Raw genomic sequence first — 14,702 nt, 5'->3', positions numbered from 1 at the left:
CTCCGAATACCGTCAGTCGCCCTTCACAGCCAGTCATCGTAGCTTCGTCTGGTTCTTAGCGGAACATTGTGATTGTAGGATAGGTCGATGTTTTTTGCGGATCGTATTACGAACTATGGTGGGAGGTACCATGAAATCAGGCGAGAACCCGAGTTAGACGCTTTGGTGAAGTGACCTGCGCCTCGGCATCCAAAATTATTTATAGTGGTCTCTCATCGTTCTCCATTGCGATAATGGATAATAAGCTGGGTTGGATCGGCGGTCTAGCTGTAATGCTTGGTTTGAACATTGGTGGCGCTCTCTGGTCAAAACCAGTTGCCGCTGCGTCGATTGGGGGACCGGGGACCGCCGTTGTAACACTGTTGGGTCTGGGGGTTGTCGCATTGGCCGCACCTGGATACCTCGCTCTCACGAAATTCTGGTCAGCGTCTCCAGGTCATTATTTCTACAATTCGAGATTACTATTACCTGAACATGAGGAGGTGAGTCACTTTGCGGGGTGGGGTGTGCTCTGGCCATCGATATTGATGTCCGGGTTTGTGATTCTTCAGGTGCTAGTTATCGCAGGTGCTTCGTATCTGAACACCTTCTTCCCAGCAGTTTCAACGCAGATATTCACCGTTTTGTTACTGCTAATAACAGTCGGTGTTGTCTGGTTCGGGATCCAAGCTGTCGGAAGGCTCGAAATAGTTTTGTCTGCATTTCTCCTTATAGCGATCGGCACGATCCTCGCATTGGGCGTGCTGAACATCGATCCCAACCAACTGACTCCCGTCTTCCCATCGGGCCCGGTTCCAACACTCTCAGTCATGGGCGTCATGCTCACGACGTTCATCTCGGGTCTATATATCATTGACTTCGGTGGTGACATCGAAGACCCTGGGAAGGCATTCGGCAAAATTCTGTTCTTGAATACAGGTGCTGTTGCGTTGATCGGAATCGGCGTCATACTCGTAAGCGTCGGAATCGTCCCTTCCGACCAATTAGCTAACCGAACGCTCCGTGTCGTTACCTCCGAATACCTCAGCCCGGAGCTGATCGTAGTATCCGCAGTTGCGGCGATGGTTGCGGGAGTAACATCAAACATCGCTATTCTTTCGATGGTCACCAGATACATGAAGGCCACAGCCAACGACGGTATCCTTCCAAAGTGGCTGGGTGAGGAGAACAAACACGGCGAACCGAAGTATGTCCTCCTCATTGTTGGAGCCGCCTCCATCGTTGGTGTTTTCCTCAACATCCCTTTGAACGATATGATACAGGGTTCCGCTATGGGGAACCTCACTCTCGTCACAGTTACGTGCGTGACAGCGTCGCGATTACCTTCTACTCGACCCGAGGTCTTCGAAACAGGCCCGCTATCCGAGTCGAAGTACTTGTCGCGGACCACTGTCCGGTGGTTTTCCCGAATAGCGGCAGTAGTACTGGGGTCATTAGTCGTCTCCATAGCAATAGAGAGTCCGACTGGGTTGCAGTGGTACCTGCTCTTCGTCTCGTCCGGAGTTGTTATCTACGCTGTACAGAAACTGCGGGGGAGTGTGGATGTCGATGCGGAGAGCGTCGGGGAAGCAGGATCCGTCTCAGGTAGTGATTGAGCGGGATCGCCCTGCCAGTGTCGATGCCTTAGAGCCGCACCCTCCTCTTCCTTCCTGAAATTCTTGAAGAGAGTTTACGGATGGATATTATGCAGCAATTCAGGAAAAATCTCGCGATGGTGTCGCGTCGTGCCGCTGTGTTTAGCCTTGCTTGTGGCTAAATATCCGGTGTATTTAGCTCATCATACCCAAATGCTGCATCAAGCGCATAGTCGTCCTCGTACTCGATGAATGCATTTCGTAGTCGGCCGTGCATCTCCTGAGCGATGTCCCGAGAGTCCGGATCGTCGATCAAATTGTTTTGTTCGTATGGATCTTCCTCTAGGTCGTACAGTTGCCAGGGTTCCCCCCACTCAGTAAATGCTCCGGGATTCATGTTGTCGTATCCTTTGACTGTGTACTTGTACCTCTCACTCCGGAACCCACGCCAAGTTTCGTCGTGATATGGCATCATCGGCCTGACCTCGCGAACGAATTCCAGCAGAACACCATCGCGGTCGAGTGTTTCCTCCTCATCTTGCATGATACGTGTTAGGTCTACACCGGGGTACTCCTCCTCACAGTCGACGCTTCCCAAACCGAGAAGTGTCGGTAGGAGGTCCTCTAGACATGTGGGGGCATCGATCGTTCGACCCGTGTCTATGTCGCCGTTCGGGTACGAGACGATCAGGGGAACACCGACTGACTCTTCATATGGATGCTGCTTTGCCATGAATCCGTGCGAGCCGAGCAGCTCGCCATGGTCGGAGGTGAACACGAGCGCCGTTTCGTCGCGAATCCCGCGTTGTTCGAGTTCTTCAATTAATCGACCGACGTTCTCGTCGAGATTTTCGACCATAGCGTAGTATTTGCGCATCTCCTCGGTAAACGTCTCTCCGTGGTAGTCGTATCGTTCATACAGTTCGGCCGAAGATGCTTCCAAGTCGCCCCATCGTGAATACGGTTCGCCAATGATATTGAGTGGAGGTTCAGAGTCCCCATAAGGTACGTTAGGTCTGAGTTCCAGTGGCTTATCTTCCCACTCTTCAAGAAATTCCTCAGGAGCAGTGAACGGGGGATGTGGAGGTTCTACCGAGATCGTGAGACAGAACGGTTCGTTTTCCGATCCATGGGAGTCAAGAAATTCAACACCGAGGTCGAACAACCCGTCGGTCTGATAACCGTCAAGGGAGTGTGGTTTCGTATCGCCATCTTCGTAGTAGGCCGTATTAAACGGCTCATTCTTGAGTTCGAATCCCCGCCAGTATTCGAATCCTCCCTGAGAGTGTTCGGGTACCGGTCTATCCCTTCCGACGTCCGCGAGATGCCACTTACCGATGTAGCCGGTCTCGTATCCATCCTCGGCGAACCTATGGGCGAACGTCTCTTCCGCGGGTGACATTCGCCAGTGGTGATGTGCGTTGCGAGTATGTGCATGTTTGCCCGTAAACAGTGAGAACCGTGCTGGTACGCATATCGGGGTCGTTGAGTTAGCGTTCGTGAACCTCACACCGTTTCCTGCAAGGCGGTCAAGGTTCGGTGTAGAAACGTTCGGATCTCCCGCACAACTCATCGCTTGACGCCGCATCTGGTCGCACAGTACGACCAGCACATTTGGTTGCTCAGGCATTCGATCTGATGTTGTGGCTGGTGTAATATGAGTATACTGAATATCAGATCAAAACCCAATGATACCTGACCTGATGCGTTGCACCATCCGATGAACGCCTACCGTCGCCTGAGTATCTGTGCCGACGGACACGATAGCTTTGAGCATCTAAGCGCGATGATCCGTGCGGCGGTAATTGGCTATTGGCGTTCTGCGAGCGAACAGTATCGTATCAACCGCGATATATCCATCTCGGTTGCAGGAGACTCTTACAATCAATATAATTTTCCCAACTCTGGTGCTGGCTGTTGACTCGTATCTGCGTTCGAGATTGACCGCATATCTTCGATTGCTCTCCGATTCACCTCCCAACAGACCACGCTGCCTGCAGTAGCAGGAAAGATACGATATTCTTCGCTAAACTCGCTCTTTTGTGTTACATGTGAAAATAGACCTCGAATCCTATTCAATTGGAATTCACTTGGACTTCAACTCATGAAGCAAATAAGATTTCTATACAGATAAAATAAGTAAGAAAAAGGGTAAAACAGAGGAGAGCGAATGGTCGAATGGCTTGAACCAATTGAGATGAGTGTTTTTTATTGATCGATTCCCAGTCAAGCCATTGCGAACATGATATCGTGCTACCAACTCTTATGTCATGGGGTGAAGCTTTCCGACTATTCACGGCGAAATCATACTTGAAGCGGCCGATGTATGGTTCAAATTCGTCATATGATCGGTTTCGCTCAGTGGATTTGAAGAACGTGACAGGCTGTTGCGAGAGGTCATTTAGTTGTTGAATAAGCATGTTTCATGGACCAGTTGCGGTGCCAGTGAGTTATACGATACTAGCCTCCTGAGGTTCATCGAAGAGGGGAACGAATCTCCAAAGCGCTATCTTAGAATCAGACAAGACGAACACCAGCGAGACGGAGGATCCGTTCCCTGATTTTCCAGAAGTGCTATTATATCAGCACCGCCAGATAGAACGAAGTTCAATGTCCGTGCCACTCACCATCCTCAGTACTGGAGGGACGATCGCGAGTACGTCCGGCGAAGCTGGCGCGACGCCGAGCAAAAGCGGTGACGACCTCGTTGCGGCCGTTCCGGAACTCACCTCGTATGCGGACATCGAGGTCGTGGAAGTAGTACAGACGCCCAGCTTCGATATGGATAGCGGGTCCCTCGCGACGATAGCAAAGCGAATTCGAACGACTGTCGGGAACGGAGCGGAAGGGGTCATCGTCACTCACGGGACTGACACGATGGAGGAGTCGGCCTACTACCTCGACCTCGTGCTCGATCTCGACGCGCCAGTCGTCCTCACAGGGGCTCAGCGGCGGCCGGATGAGGTGAGCCCCGATGGACCGAGCAACCTACTCACGGCAGTGCGGATGGCGAGTCACGAGCGATTCCAGGGGACGGGTGGTGTCTATATCGCCTTCGATGAGGAACTCCACGCTGCCCGCGACGTGACGAAACGGCACACGAGCAAGCTCTCGGCGTTCGTTTCACCCGAAAAATGCCCGGTTGCGCGCTCGACTCGTGAGGGGATCCGAGTTCTCCGTGAGCCTGGCAGTCGGTCGATCTCGGTCGACGCGCGCAGGCCGACAGCCACCGTTCCGATGGTGAAGACCGGGGTCGGTGTCGACGCACAGCAGGTAACCGACGCTCTTCGAATGGATGCTGACGGTATCGTCGTCGAAGGAACTGGTCTCGGCAATACGACGAGCGCACTCGGCGATGCCATCGCTGACGCCATCGAAGCGGACGTTCCCGTTGTAATCACCTCTCGGTGTCAGGATGGTGCCGTCGCCCCGGTGTACGGAACGGCCGGCGGCGGCGAGACGCTCCGATCACACGGAGCTATCGAGGGTGGTGACCTCCCGGCACACAAAGCACGCCTGAAGCTACTGTTGCTCATCGAAGCGCTCGGGACCGACGATATCGATGCTCTCCGCGAGGCTTTCGAGAGGGGGGCTTGAACGCGCGGCGCATCAACCGGTCGAGCGCGCAGATATCAGCAACATTTGCGAGGAGGACCACGGCTATCGGCTCAGCCCACGAGATGAAAAACGATCCACGATGGGTGATATCGACGTAGCGATCGGCGTTGACGCGGATTGTGTCGCTGGCTGGCTCGGATCGTACGGGGGTGCGGATTCGCCCGCGGACCTTTCGCGCGGGCTCTCGGCCGGGAACGAAGGCATCCCACGGATGCTCCAGCTTTTCGAAGACGAGGACATCGATACCTCGTGGTACGTGCCCGGGCACACTATCGAGACGTTCCGCGAAGAGATCCAAGCGGTTGCCGATGCCGGTCACGAGATCGGCGTTCACGGCTACTCCCACGAGAACCCGACGGATCTCTCACGCGAGCAGGAAGACGAGATCCTCCAGCTCTCGATCGACCTCGTCGAGGAGGTGACCGGTGAGAAACCGGTCGGTCACCGAGCAAGCTGGTGGGAGTTCAGCGAGAACACGCCGGACCTCGTCGAGAAGTACGACTTCCTCTACGATAGCAGCCTCATGGAACGGGAGTTCGAGCCGGGCTATATGCGGAAAGGCGATAGCTGGGAGCCGATCAAATACGACCAGGACCCCGATACGTGGACGACACCATACGAGTACGGTGAGGAGACGGACGTCGTGGAGATCCCGATCAGTTGGTATCGCGACGACATTCCAGCGATGCTCTTCATCAAACAGCCGCTCTACCATGCTGGGTACAAGGACCCCGAGATGATGTACGAGCAGTACTACAAGCGGCAGTTCGACTACCTCTACAACCGTCGGGGTGCTGGAGTCTACACGTTCACTATCCACCCCGATCTGCATGGCCTGCCGCACATGATTTCCCATCTCGAGGATTTCATCACCTACATCAAAGGCCACGAGAACGCCGACTTCGTCACGCTAGAGGAGGTCGCTCGAAAGTACGACGACGACCCGTCCGTCTACGAAGCGCACGGCGAATATATCTGAGCGAGGGCCGACTCCCTCAGGGGGAGAGCGTCACTGGAACTGCATTCCACCGTTGACGTTGACTATCTCGCCTTGGAGGTACTCGTTTTCCAAGACGTACTCGACAGTGTGGGCGACGTCTTCCGGTTGGCAGGCGTACTGAGGGAGATGGGTGTCGAGGTTCCCGTGCCCGCGGAATTCGATCGCCTCCAGATGCTCGAGGATAGCATCATTGAGACCGGTTTCGACGGGGCCGGGCGCGACGGCGTTGACTTGGAGGCCTTCCCCACCGTATTCGCGGGCCAGCGATCGTGTAAGGCCATGAAGACCGGCCTTACTCGCCGCGTAACTCGCATCAACTGTCCCGCCGGTTCCCCCAATGCTGGAGAGAAATACGACGTCTCCGTCGGGCTCGAGATGCGGGATCGCAGCCCGTGCAACGTAGAATGCCCCCGAAAGATTCGTTTCAAGGACGCGATTCCACTGCTCGTCGTCGATATCAGTTGCGAGGTCCGGGTCGACGATGCCAGCGTTGTTGACAACCGCGTCGAGATCGCCGAAGGTATCGACGACGTTCGCGACCATGGATTCGACGTCCTCCGAGTTGCTGACGTCGGCACTCACCGCGATCGCGTTTCCCCCACCGCTTTCGATGTCGTCGACGACCCCAGTGGCGGCTTCCTCAGCGGTTCGATAGTTGACCGCGATATCGTAGTCCGGCGCGAGTGAGTACGCTATCGAGCGCCCGATACCACGGCTTGCACCGGTGATGAGCACGACCATCTGATACCCCCATTGTACTACCGAGTGGTTAAACGGTTCGCGATCTCCCTCCAGCGGATAGGTTTGGACGAAGAGCGGATCGATCAGGCGTGATCTCTTCGTTCGTCACCGGCGAACGGTTATCACACTCCGTCGCCTTTCGGAAGCGATGAGGGATGTATTCAGAAAACTCGGACGAGAGGCCGAGCGGTTCAAACAGAATATGGACGATACGGAGGAGAACGCGGACTACGGGTGCAAAGAGTGTAAGGCGCGGTTCGCGACGAACAGAGAGCGGTGCCCGAACTGCGGGTCGGAGGAGGTTGTACCGACGAAGAACGAGGAGGAGTCCGTCTGATCCACTTCTCGCCATCTCCAGCATCGAAACCGTTCGCCCCGAGAACCGTTCTATAACCGTGTTCGCCAAGGAGTAGTCTTCGACGACCGAGGCCGTCTCGAACCGGTAGTCGGCCCCCGGAGTTCATCGGCCGTTCAAATCCCAGTCCCAAGTGCTAATACGAGGTGGGTTCAATGCAGAAGCAAATGATTTGCGCCCTGCATCCCACCACTGGAGAAGCAAGTTCTGGGTTGCACACCCAGCACAACCCACAGCAACGGACGAGCTGAGTGTGAACTCCCGCTCTCTCCTCGTCGTCTTGGTGGTCGTGTCGATGCTACTGACCGGCTGTAGCTTCCTCTCTCAGGCACCCGAGGGCACCTCGACGGCGGTCCCAGCAACGAACAACACGAGTATGGTATCGAACGACTCCATGGCTTCCGCTACGGAGACATCAACCTCAACACCAGTAGCAACGTCCACCTCCACGTCGACATCGATCAGCACGGCAACTCCGGAGCCGAACGGCACGTCGACGCTCACACCCCCATCGACCGAGACGGACACGGCTCTCCCGACAACGGAAACGGCGACGTCGACACCGACGGATACGGCTACACCAACGTCGACATCCACGGAAACACCGACCGACACGGCAACCCCTACGGCGACGCCGACTCCAACGGCGACACCGACTGAGACGGCAACGCCAACCCCAACACCAACCGAAACGCCGACTCCGACCGAAACGGCAACATCGACACCGACAGCAACAGAAACAGCGACGCCGAGTCCGACACCGACGGCAACCGAAACAGCGACCCCGACATCGACACCGACTGAAACGTCGACATCGACGCCGACGTCGACTGCTACCCCGACACGGACGGAGACAGCAGCGGAAGCGGACTCGTCCCGCGAAGGCTGGTACAACGTGACCATCGTCGCGGACGGCTCGGGTGGCTCGTACTATCGAATGTACGGGGGAACGGGCCCGAACATCGAACTGGGGGCGGAAGCCGACACCGAGGATTCCGCCAGCTACGAGGACCGAGTGATCCTCGATGACCCCTACTACGCCGAAGGGTTCGTCGGGGACAACGGGGTCGATAGCTACCAGTACGAACCGACTATTGCGGGCGAGCCCTCCCTCGGCTTCGTCAACGATGGCGACGTTCCGCTCGAGGTGTACCTGAACGGCGAACTGTACGAGACGGTCGAACCGGGTCAAGGAACGGATGGCGAACGAGTCGACCCCGACGCCCCGTCGAGCGGTGAGAACTTCATCACGGTCGAGGCAGTCGGTGATGGGGCCTCGAATTACACGCTCATGGCCGGGGAAGCCGGCACGATGCCGTTCTACTACGAAAGCGAGGCGAACCCGGGAACCACGGCCGAGAACCCCGATTACACGGGCATGGTGTCAGGGGCGTACGGGTTCGTCGGCGCGGGTGGCGTCGATACGTACTCGACGGATGGTGCACTCTACAGCATCGAAAACGAGGGGTCGGCAACGCTGAAAGTCTATCAGAACGGCGAGGTCTGGGCGACCGTCCAACCGGGGGAGACGAAAGAGCCCTCGTACGAGTAGGGCCCCTTCGATAGCTTACGATCGGGAGTCAGAGCGCGTTCTCGATGGTGCTCGCAACCTCGCGAGCCGTCTCAGCGAGCGGCTCGGAAACGTGACCCTCCGAAGCAGCACTGTCGAGCTCGGCGTCGTCCACTCGCTCGATCCGGCCGTCGGCGTGCTTCACGACGTCGACGTGGAGGTCGATATAGCGAGCAGCAGTAGGGAAGACCTCGACCGGCGTACAGATGTTGACGTACGTCCCCCGACGCTCTCCGTTCGCATCCCGATAGACGGTTGGATACCACCACTTCCCCTCGGTGAACTTCGTCGTCGCAGTATCGCCAGCACGGCGTTCGGTTCCCAACGCGTCGTAGGTTCCCCCGGGCGTCATCTCCCGTCGAATAGTAACACTCGATTCGTCGCGGTCGGTTACGATGCCGTCACCCAACGTGATTCGACGGCCGTCCGGCTTGCCGTGGACGATCCGGATCTCATCGTCCTCGTGTGGCCCGAACTGCCGAGCGATCGTTGCGAACGGGAACTCGGATTCCGCACTGTCATTCAAATCGCATACCGCCTCCACAAGCTCGACAGCAGCGCTTGCATCCGTACTCCCGGCTTTGATACGGTGGTGGCCAGCCATCGTCGAGCAGACTGCCCGGCGAGCGTCGTCGAGCGCGAAGCGCGATGCACGGCCGAACCAGATCCACGTCGTCGCACTCTCGTCCCAGACGACACCGGGTTCGTCCTGATTCTCGGGTGCGTCGGAGAGCGCCGCATCGATAGCTGTAGCCCGGTCGCTCGCGGACGCGAGTGCGTCCGAGAGCGCGGCGAACTCCGCGTCGTCGCTCGCGTCCATCCAGCGTGCCTGCCAGCCATCCGGTGGGTCGTTCGGGAGGAGACCAGTTAGATTCGCAGCCATACCCGGCTGTGCGGACGTATCTACGGACCCATCGCGCACAAGCTGGACTAAGCTGCCACCCACTTCGAGGTGCGTATCGAGCACTGGCCGGTCGTCGCTCCACGGCGGCACAGGGTCGACAACCTGTACCCTGAGTCGGTCACCTTCCTCGATTTGGTGCTCCGTATTCGAATCGGGAAGGAATCCCGAACCACTGCCACAGTCCACAACAGCACCGCCCCTGACCGTCTCCGTGACCTTCCCCGTGAACACTGCCTCACGCGGCATATTCGCGGACCAGCTGAACGTATCCGTTTCGAGGCTGGCGAGAGAGGTCGCTGCAGTGTTCACCGCCGTGGAGTCGCCGTGGACGCCGATGCCCTGTCGATCATCGGTCGTCTCGATCGCGACGTCGGGTTCCTCGACGGCGAACGCACCGTCGAAGCGCTCCCGAATAGTGGGGGACGCCTGTACGACCGCGTGGTCGGCCTCGCGGAAGAGGCGAGTCAGTGCAGTGGCGTAGATGCCACGAATTCGAGCCTTCATAGCGCGCCATACACGTTAGTATGCTGATGAGGGGATCTGTCCGGGAACCGGTTCTCGAGATCCGCGGGAGTCTCGTCTTCGCCCATATTCAGCATGGAACTGCCTCGTCCCCAGCAACGTTTCGATTGGAGTGAACGAGTAGCCCCGATCGAAGGTCGAATTCGAAGTATCCAGACTAGGGCCACGTACTCGATACCGGAAACGACGCAGGTCGATACGTCGTTTGGCTCGCCTCTCACTCAGTCGAGCTAGGGAAGCGAACGGATCTGTGGTGATCGAGCATGATTCCCTATGGGAATATTATCGTGCCGCTTAATACCCGCCAGTAATTGTGTTGAGGTAGATGGGTTCGTTCGACGCAGACTTCCTGACTGATGAGTCCCGTTTCGGCGGACAGCAGCCGTCGATCCTACAGGCACTCGTTCCACTGGTCGGTGTCGTCGTCTTCCTCGGCATCGGCTCCGGTGTACTGGGACTCGCACCACACGGACCACTGCTCTGGAGCATCGTTCTGACTGGGTTGGTCGGTCGGTACTGGATGGATATCTCGTTCGAAGGTCTCTACGATGGTGTCGAGAGCAGTCTCAAGATGGGGTTACAGGCCATCCTGATCATCTTCGTTATCTATGCGCTCATCGCCACCTGGGTGAGTGCAGGGACGATTCCGGGGATGATGTACTACGGGCTTTCAGTCCTCACGCCGACCGTCTTCCTCCCAACGACAGTCCTCCTTTCGGCTATCGTCGCGTTCTCTATCGGGTCCTCGTGGACGACTGCAGGCACGCTCGGTATCGCGTTCGTCGGCATCGGTTCCGGACTCGGGATTCCAGCGCCGATGACTGCGGGGGCTATCCTCTCGGGTGCGTACGCAGGGGACAAGCAGTCGCCGCTATCGGATACGACGAACCTCGCAGCGGGTGTGACGAACACCGACCTCTACGACCATATCCGAGCGATGCGTCTCGGGACAGCCCTCGCCCTCGGGGTCTCGGTCGTCGTCTTCGCCTACCTCGGACTACAGACGATCGGAACTATTCCAGTTGGGCGGGTCAGTGAAATTCGGAGTACGCTCGCCAGTACGTACGATATCTCGGTACTCGTGTTCTTCCCGCTGTTCGTGACGTTCGGGTTCGCGGTGTACGGCTATCCGGCTCTCTCGTCGCTTATCGCCGGTGTCTTTGCGGGGGTGGGAACGACAATCTTCCTTCAAGACCCGTCGTTCACTACTGCATGGGAGGTATTTCTGAACGGTACGAACCCCGAGACGGGGAGTGAAGCGGTGAACTCGTTGCTTGCGAGCGGGGGACTTACCGGCTCCGCGTGGACGATCGCTGTCGTGGTCGCTGCACTCTCGCTCGGCGGACTTCTGGAGCGAACCGGCATCCTCGCGGTGCTCGCGCGCTCGCTCGAACGGTCGATCCGGGGCGCAAGCAGTCTCGTCGCCGCCACCGGTATCTCGGCTATCGTCGTGAATCTCTTCTCGGCGCAACAGTACATGAGCATCGCCGTACCCGGCATGAGTCTCCGAAATCTCTACGACGAGTACGGACTCGACAGTTCGGCACTCTCACAGGCCATCGAATCCGCTGGCACGCCGACTGGCGCGCTGATACCGTGGCACGCCGGTGGTGTGTACATGGCGAGCGTACTCGGTGTGGCAACGCTCCAGTACGCACCGTACTACTTCTTCGGCTATCTCTCGCCGCTCATTCTCTTCGTGATGGCGGTAACCGGGCGTGGGATAGCGACCAAAGACGGCGAATCGCTCGACACCGTATCGACAGCGGACGACTGAGAAACTCACTGCCGTACTACTACGGGAATCTTGGCGGCGTATGGAATGTTTCGAGGCGCAATAGTTAATCATCGTCTTCTTCTATACTGTAGATCCCTCTGGAGACCTCCGGTCACGTCCGGATACCTGCGAGACCAACTCGATGAGTGCCCACCATCCCGAGAAGTGCCGAACCGAACCCGCATGGAAGGAGTCGGTGCGGGTCTTCGACAAAAGCGGCCCTCTCACGATCAGGTCGACACTGGAATCTAGTCTCACGATCACCGGAACGGTTGATGGGGTTGTTGACTTCGACAGCAAGCTCATTATCAGGATAGAAACTAGAAGCGCCTGTCGATCGATAGCCCTTCAACGACCATATTCAGCAAAATATCTTTACTGATTTTCGCTTACAGCATTGCACTCAATTTGGCGACTGTCACTACGAAAGAGGTCGACCAAGTACTGAGGGGAGTCAGAGGAAAGTCGGCGACGCAGCGAGCCATGATTGTACTCACAAACAAGGCTAGCTCGCTTAGCAGAGGGTAGCCGAAATGCGCATTCTCGTCCAAAAGAAGCTCTATACCAGTCGTATCAACTCAACAGATACTTCGGCGAACAGCTCAGGCGACTATCAAGGGATACTGTCGGACGGAACTCACAACAGCCACCCTAATGGAACGGATCTACCTTCCGAGTCGTTTTGGTGGTCTAATCCGTCCGATGAACGTTGACGGCGATTCGAGTGATTGCTCGGGAGTCGTTCGTCCGATGACTTCGTCGAACTCAGAGGTGCAACGTACCCCGAACTCGATGCAATCATCTCCAGTCGAGTATGTAATAACTTATAACCGATAGGTGGCGAGAAGACTCCCGATAAGAATCGATTCGTGAGTAGCGACACAACTGCTCCTACGAGGAGCAGAGCACGAGATTCGGCTCAGGCAGTCGAGGCCCGGTAGCATCGGCAGGACCAACGCGACTGAAATATCGATATCCTAATCAGTAGCACTGGGTAGCAAGCGATTCGAACGAAACCATCTCATCGTATTTGAGCGATGCCGGAAAACGCCGAATTATTCATTATGGTTCGGGGAGACAACCGAACGTGGGAGACCGAACGCAGTACGCGATACGATCAGTGGGGACTCTCTTCAGCGTCATTCGGGCGCTCAAGGAGATGGATGGTGGGACGGCCTCCGAGTTGGCTGATCACTTGGATATTCCCGAAAGCACGCTACACAACTATCTCAGCACGCTGGTCCAAGAAGGGTACGTCGTCAAAGACGGGACCTCTTACGGGATCGGTATTCGATTTCTCGAGTACGGTACCTACGCGAAGCGACAGATCGAACTCTACAACGTCGCAAAGCCAAAAATCGATGGCCTGGCACACTCTACGGGTGAGCTTGCAAGTCTTATGATAGAAGACGATGGTCACGGAACGTATCTATACCGCGTAGAGGGAGAGAACGCGATCGCTCCCAGGTTCGTCGATGGCACACGGCTTCCGCTTGTCACCACGGCCCTTGGCAGATCTATCTTAGCTCATCTTCCCGAGGAGAGTGTGGTCGACATCATCGACAAACCAACGACAGCTGCCGAGGCTGGTTCAGTCTCTACCCAGTACGATGACCTCACTCGGGAATTAGCGGGAATACGGGAACGAGGGGTTGCCTTCGATGACGAAAAGGAACGGGCAGGACTGCGGTGCGTTGCAGCGCCAATTCTCGACGGAGACGACCAAGTCCTCGGTGCGGTAGGTGTTTCGGGACCGTCCTATCGGATCCAGAACGAACGTTTTACTCGGGATTTCCCCAGAAAAGTCCTCGACAGCGCAAACGAAGTTCGGTTGGATGTCATCAGTATCTGATCTGCTACCCTGGAGCTATCGGACAACCACCACGACGCCCCGCGGACTATCACTCGCTCAAAATTCCGCTGTTAGTATCGGTTGTCGGTCGTTCGATCTGGGTGCTGTCGGTTGCAGCAATGGAGATCAGTCGTGGTCTCCGGCGATTCGGAGAACGTCTCAGTTTCGTCTATGTTCGACCCGCGAGAACTAAGGATATATTCGATGTTTCGATTACGTCTCGTCGAAGAGGGTCTCGCCGGCGACGAGGTGCTCGCCGACGGTGTCGAAGTCGAGCGTGAGCCCCAGTCCGGGCTCGTCGGGGATCGGGAGTCGGCCCGTCCCGAGCACCGACTCCTCGACCAGGTCCTCCCACCAGCCGAGCTGGTAGGAGTGGTACTCCACGGCGAGCACGTTCGGGATCGCCGCCCCGAGCTGGGCGCTCGCCATCGTCCCGATCGGCGAGGAGACGTTGTGCATCGCGAGCGGCACGTAGTAATCGTCGGCCATGTTCGCGATCTTCATTCCCTCGCGCATCCCGCCAACGCGGGGGATGTCGGGCGCGAGGATGTCGACCGCCTCCTCCTCGATCAGGCGACGGCTTCCGTGGGTCCGATAGACGTTCTCGCCCGTCGCGATCGGTGTGGTCGTCGACTGCGTGACCGTCCGCTGGACGTCGTGGTTCTCGGGGGGGATCGGGTCCTCGAGCCACCAGATCGGATAGTCTTCGAGTGCGTACGCGAGACGTTTGGCCCCGTCGGCGGTGTACGACCAGTGACAGTCGAAGGCCACCTCGGCACGGTCGCCGAC

At 57.2% G+C, this 14,702-nt stretch carries 12 protein-coding genes; 7 read left to right on the top strand and 5 right to left on the bottom strand.

Translation table 11 applies throughout. The features are described from left to right. Window positions 1-233: 233 nt before the first annotated feature. On the top strand, window positions 234-1,595 hold the full coding sequence (locus tag C447_RS12990) for an APC family permease (RefSeq protein ID WP_079255024.1): 1,362 nt from the start codon (window positions 234-236) through the stop codon (window positions 1,593-1,595). 157 nt (window positions 1,596-1,752) lie between these two features. On the opposite strand, the gene C447_RS17340 is transcribed toward C447_RS12990, so the two are convergent. After that, on the bottom strand, window positions 1,753-3,204 hold the full coding sequence (locus C447_RS17340; RefSeq protein WP_080505381.1) for a sulfatase family protein: 1,452 nt from the start codon (window positions 3,202-3,204) through the stop codon (window positions 1,753-1,755). Window positions 3,205-4,184: 980 nt separating this feature from the next. On the opposite strand from C447_RS17340, the gene C447_RS12975 reads away from it, so the two are divergent. Both C447_RS12975 and C447_RS12970 read left to right on the top strand, forming a co-directional pair. Continuing rightward, on the top strand, window positions 4,185-5,171 hold the full coding sequence (locus C447_RS12975) for an asparaginase (protein ID WP_007694587.1): 987 nt from the start codon (window positions 4,185-4,187) through the stop codon (window positions 5,169-5,171). Between the two features lie 100 nt (window positions 5,172-5,271). Next, complete coding sequence (locus tag C447_RS12970) at window positions 5,272-6,171, top strand: polysaccharide deacetylase family protein (RefSeq protein WP_007694585.1); 900 nt, start codon at window positions 5,272-5,274, stop codon at window positions 6,169-6,171. 30 nt (window positions 6,172-6,201) lie between these two features. Here C447_RS12970 and C447_RS12965 read toward each other — a convergent pair whose 3' ends face one another. Further along, window positions 6,202-6,933 carry an SDR family NAD(P)-dependent oxidoreductase gene (locus C447_RS12965; RefSeq protein ID WP_007694583.1) on the bottom strand — a complete coding sequence of 244 codons (732 nt, stop codon included), beginning with the start codon at window positions 6,931-6,933 and terminating at the stop codon, window positions 6,202-6,204. Window positions 6,934-7,081: 148 nt separating this feature from the next. Here C447_RS12965 and C447_RS12960 point away from each other — a divergent pair, with 148 nt between their 5' ends. Beyond that, complete coding sequence (locus C447_RS12960) at window positions 7,082-7,270, top strand: hypothetical protein (protein WP_007694581.1); 189 nt, start codon at window positions 7,082-7,084, stop codon at window positions 7,268-7,270. 342 nt (window positions 7,271-7,612) lie between these two features. On the opposite strand, the gene C447_RS18355 is transcribed toward C447_RS12960, so the two are convergent. Continuing rightward, window positions 7,613-8,191 carry a hypothetical protein gene (locus tag C447_RS18355; protein WP_193361384.1) on the bottom strand — a complete coding sequence of 193 codons (579 nt, stop codon included), beginning with the start codon at window positions 8,189-8,191 and terminating at the stop codon, window positions 7,613-7,615. Here C447_RS18355 and C447_RS12945 point away from each other — a divergent pair. Then, a complete protein-coding gene (locus C447_RS12945) occupies window positions 8,184-8,840 on the top strand; it encodes a hypothetical protein (RefSeq protein WP_007694575.1) in 657 nt (218 codons plus the stop codon). The genes C447_RS18355 and C447_RS12945 overlap by 8 nt on opposite strands. A 28-nt stretch (window positions 8,841-8,868) precedes the next feature. Here C447_RS12945 and C447_RS12940 read toward each other — a convergent pair whose 3' ends face one another. Further along, complete coding sequence (locus C447_RS12940) at window positions 8,869-10,266, bottom strand: DUF402 domain-containing protein (protein WP_007694574.1); 1,398 nt, start codon at window positions 10,264-10,266, stop codon at window positions 8,869-8,871. A 343-nt stretch (window positions 10,267-10,609) separates the two neighbouring features. On the opposite strand from C447_RS12940, the gene arcD reads away from it, so the two are divergent. Together arcD and C447_RS12930 are read left to right on the top strand one after the other, a co-directional pair. Further along, the gene (gene arcD / locus C447_RS12935; protein ID WP_007694573.1) at window positions 10,610-12,061 is read left to right on the top strand and encodes an arginine/ornithine antiporter ArcD; all 1,452 of its coding nucleotides are present in this window, start codon (window positions 10,610-10,612) and stop codon (window positions 12,059-12,061) included. Window positions 12,062-13,148: 1,087 nt separating this feature from the next. Continuing rightward, window positions 13,149-13,913 carry an IclR family transcriptional regulator gene (locus C447_RS12930; protein WP_029601979.1) on the top strand — a complete coding sequence of 255 codons (765 nt, stop codon included), beginning with the start codon at window positions 13,149-13,151 and terminating at the stop codon, window positions 13,911-13,913. 213 nt (window positions 13,914-14,126) lie between these two features. Here the strand turns inward: C447_RS12930 and C447_RS12925 are convergent. Further along, a partial coding sequence (locus tag C447_RS12925; protein ID WP_007694571.1) for a mandelate racemase/muconate lactonizing enzyme family protein occupies window positions 14,127-14,702 on the bottom strand: 576 nt, incomplete at its 5' end.

The organism is Halococcus hamelinensis 100A6 (genome assembly GCF_000336675.1).
Taxonomy (GTDB): Archaea; Halobacteriota; Halobacteria; order Halobacteriales; family Halococcaceae; genus Halococcus; species Halococcus hamelinensis.
This window is presented reverse-complemented; position numbering and strand designations above follow the sequence as displayed.

Bases quoted from the DNA above. Each gene is read 5' to 3' on its own strand.
- C447_RS12990 (WP_079255024.1), top strand. From the start codon at position 234: ATGGATAATAAGCTGGGTTGGATCGGCGGTCTAGCTGTAATGCTTGGT.
- C447_RS17340 (WP_080505381.1), bottom strand. From the start codon at position 3,204: ATGCCTGAGCAACCAAATGTGCTGGTCGTACTGTGCGACCAGATGCGG.
- C447_RS12975 (WP_007694587.1), top strand. From the start codon at position 4,185: ATGTCCGTGCCACTCACCATCCTCAGTACTGGAGGGACGATCGCGAGT.
- C447_RS12970 (WP_007694585.1), top strand. From the start codon at position 5,272: ATGGGTGATATCGACGTAGCGATCGGCGTTGACGCGGATTGTGTCGCT.
- C447_RS12965 (WP_007694583.1), bottom strand. From the start codon at position 6,933: ATGGTCGTGCTCATCACCGGTGCAAGCCGTGGTATCGGGCGCTCGATA.
- C447_RS12960 (WP_007694581.1), top strand. From the start codon at position 7,082: ATGAGGGATGTATTCAGAAAACTCGGACGAGAGGCCGAGCGGTTCAAA.
- C447_RS18355 (WP_193361384.1), bottom strand. From the start codon at position 8,191: ATGGTCACGTTGTACCAGCCTTCGCGGGACGAGTCCGCTTCCGCTGCT.
- C447_RS12940 (WP_007694574.1), bottom strand. From the start codon at position 10,266: ATGAAGGCTCGAATTCGTGGCATCTACGCCACTGCACTGACTCGCCTC.
- arcD (WP_007694573.1), top strand. From the start codon at position 10,610: ATGGGTTCGTTCGACGCAGACTTCCTGACTGATGAGTCCCGTTTCGGC.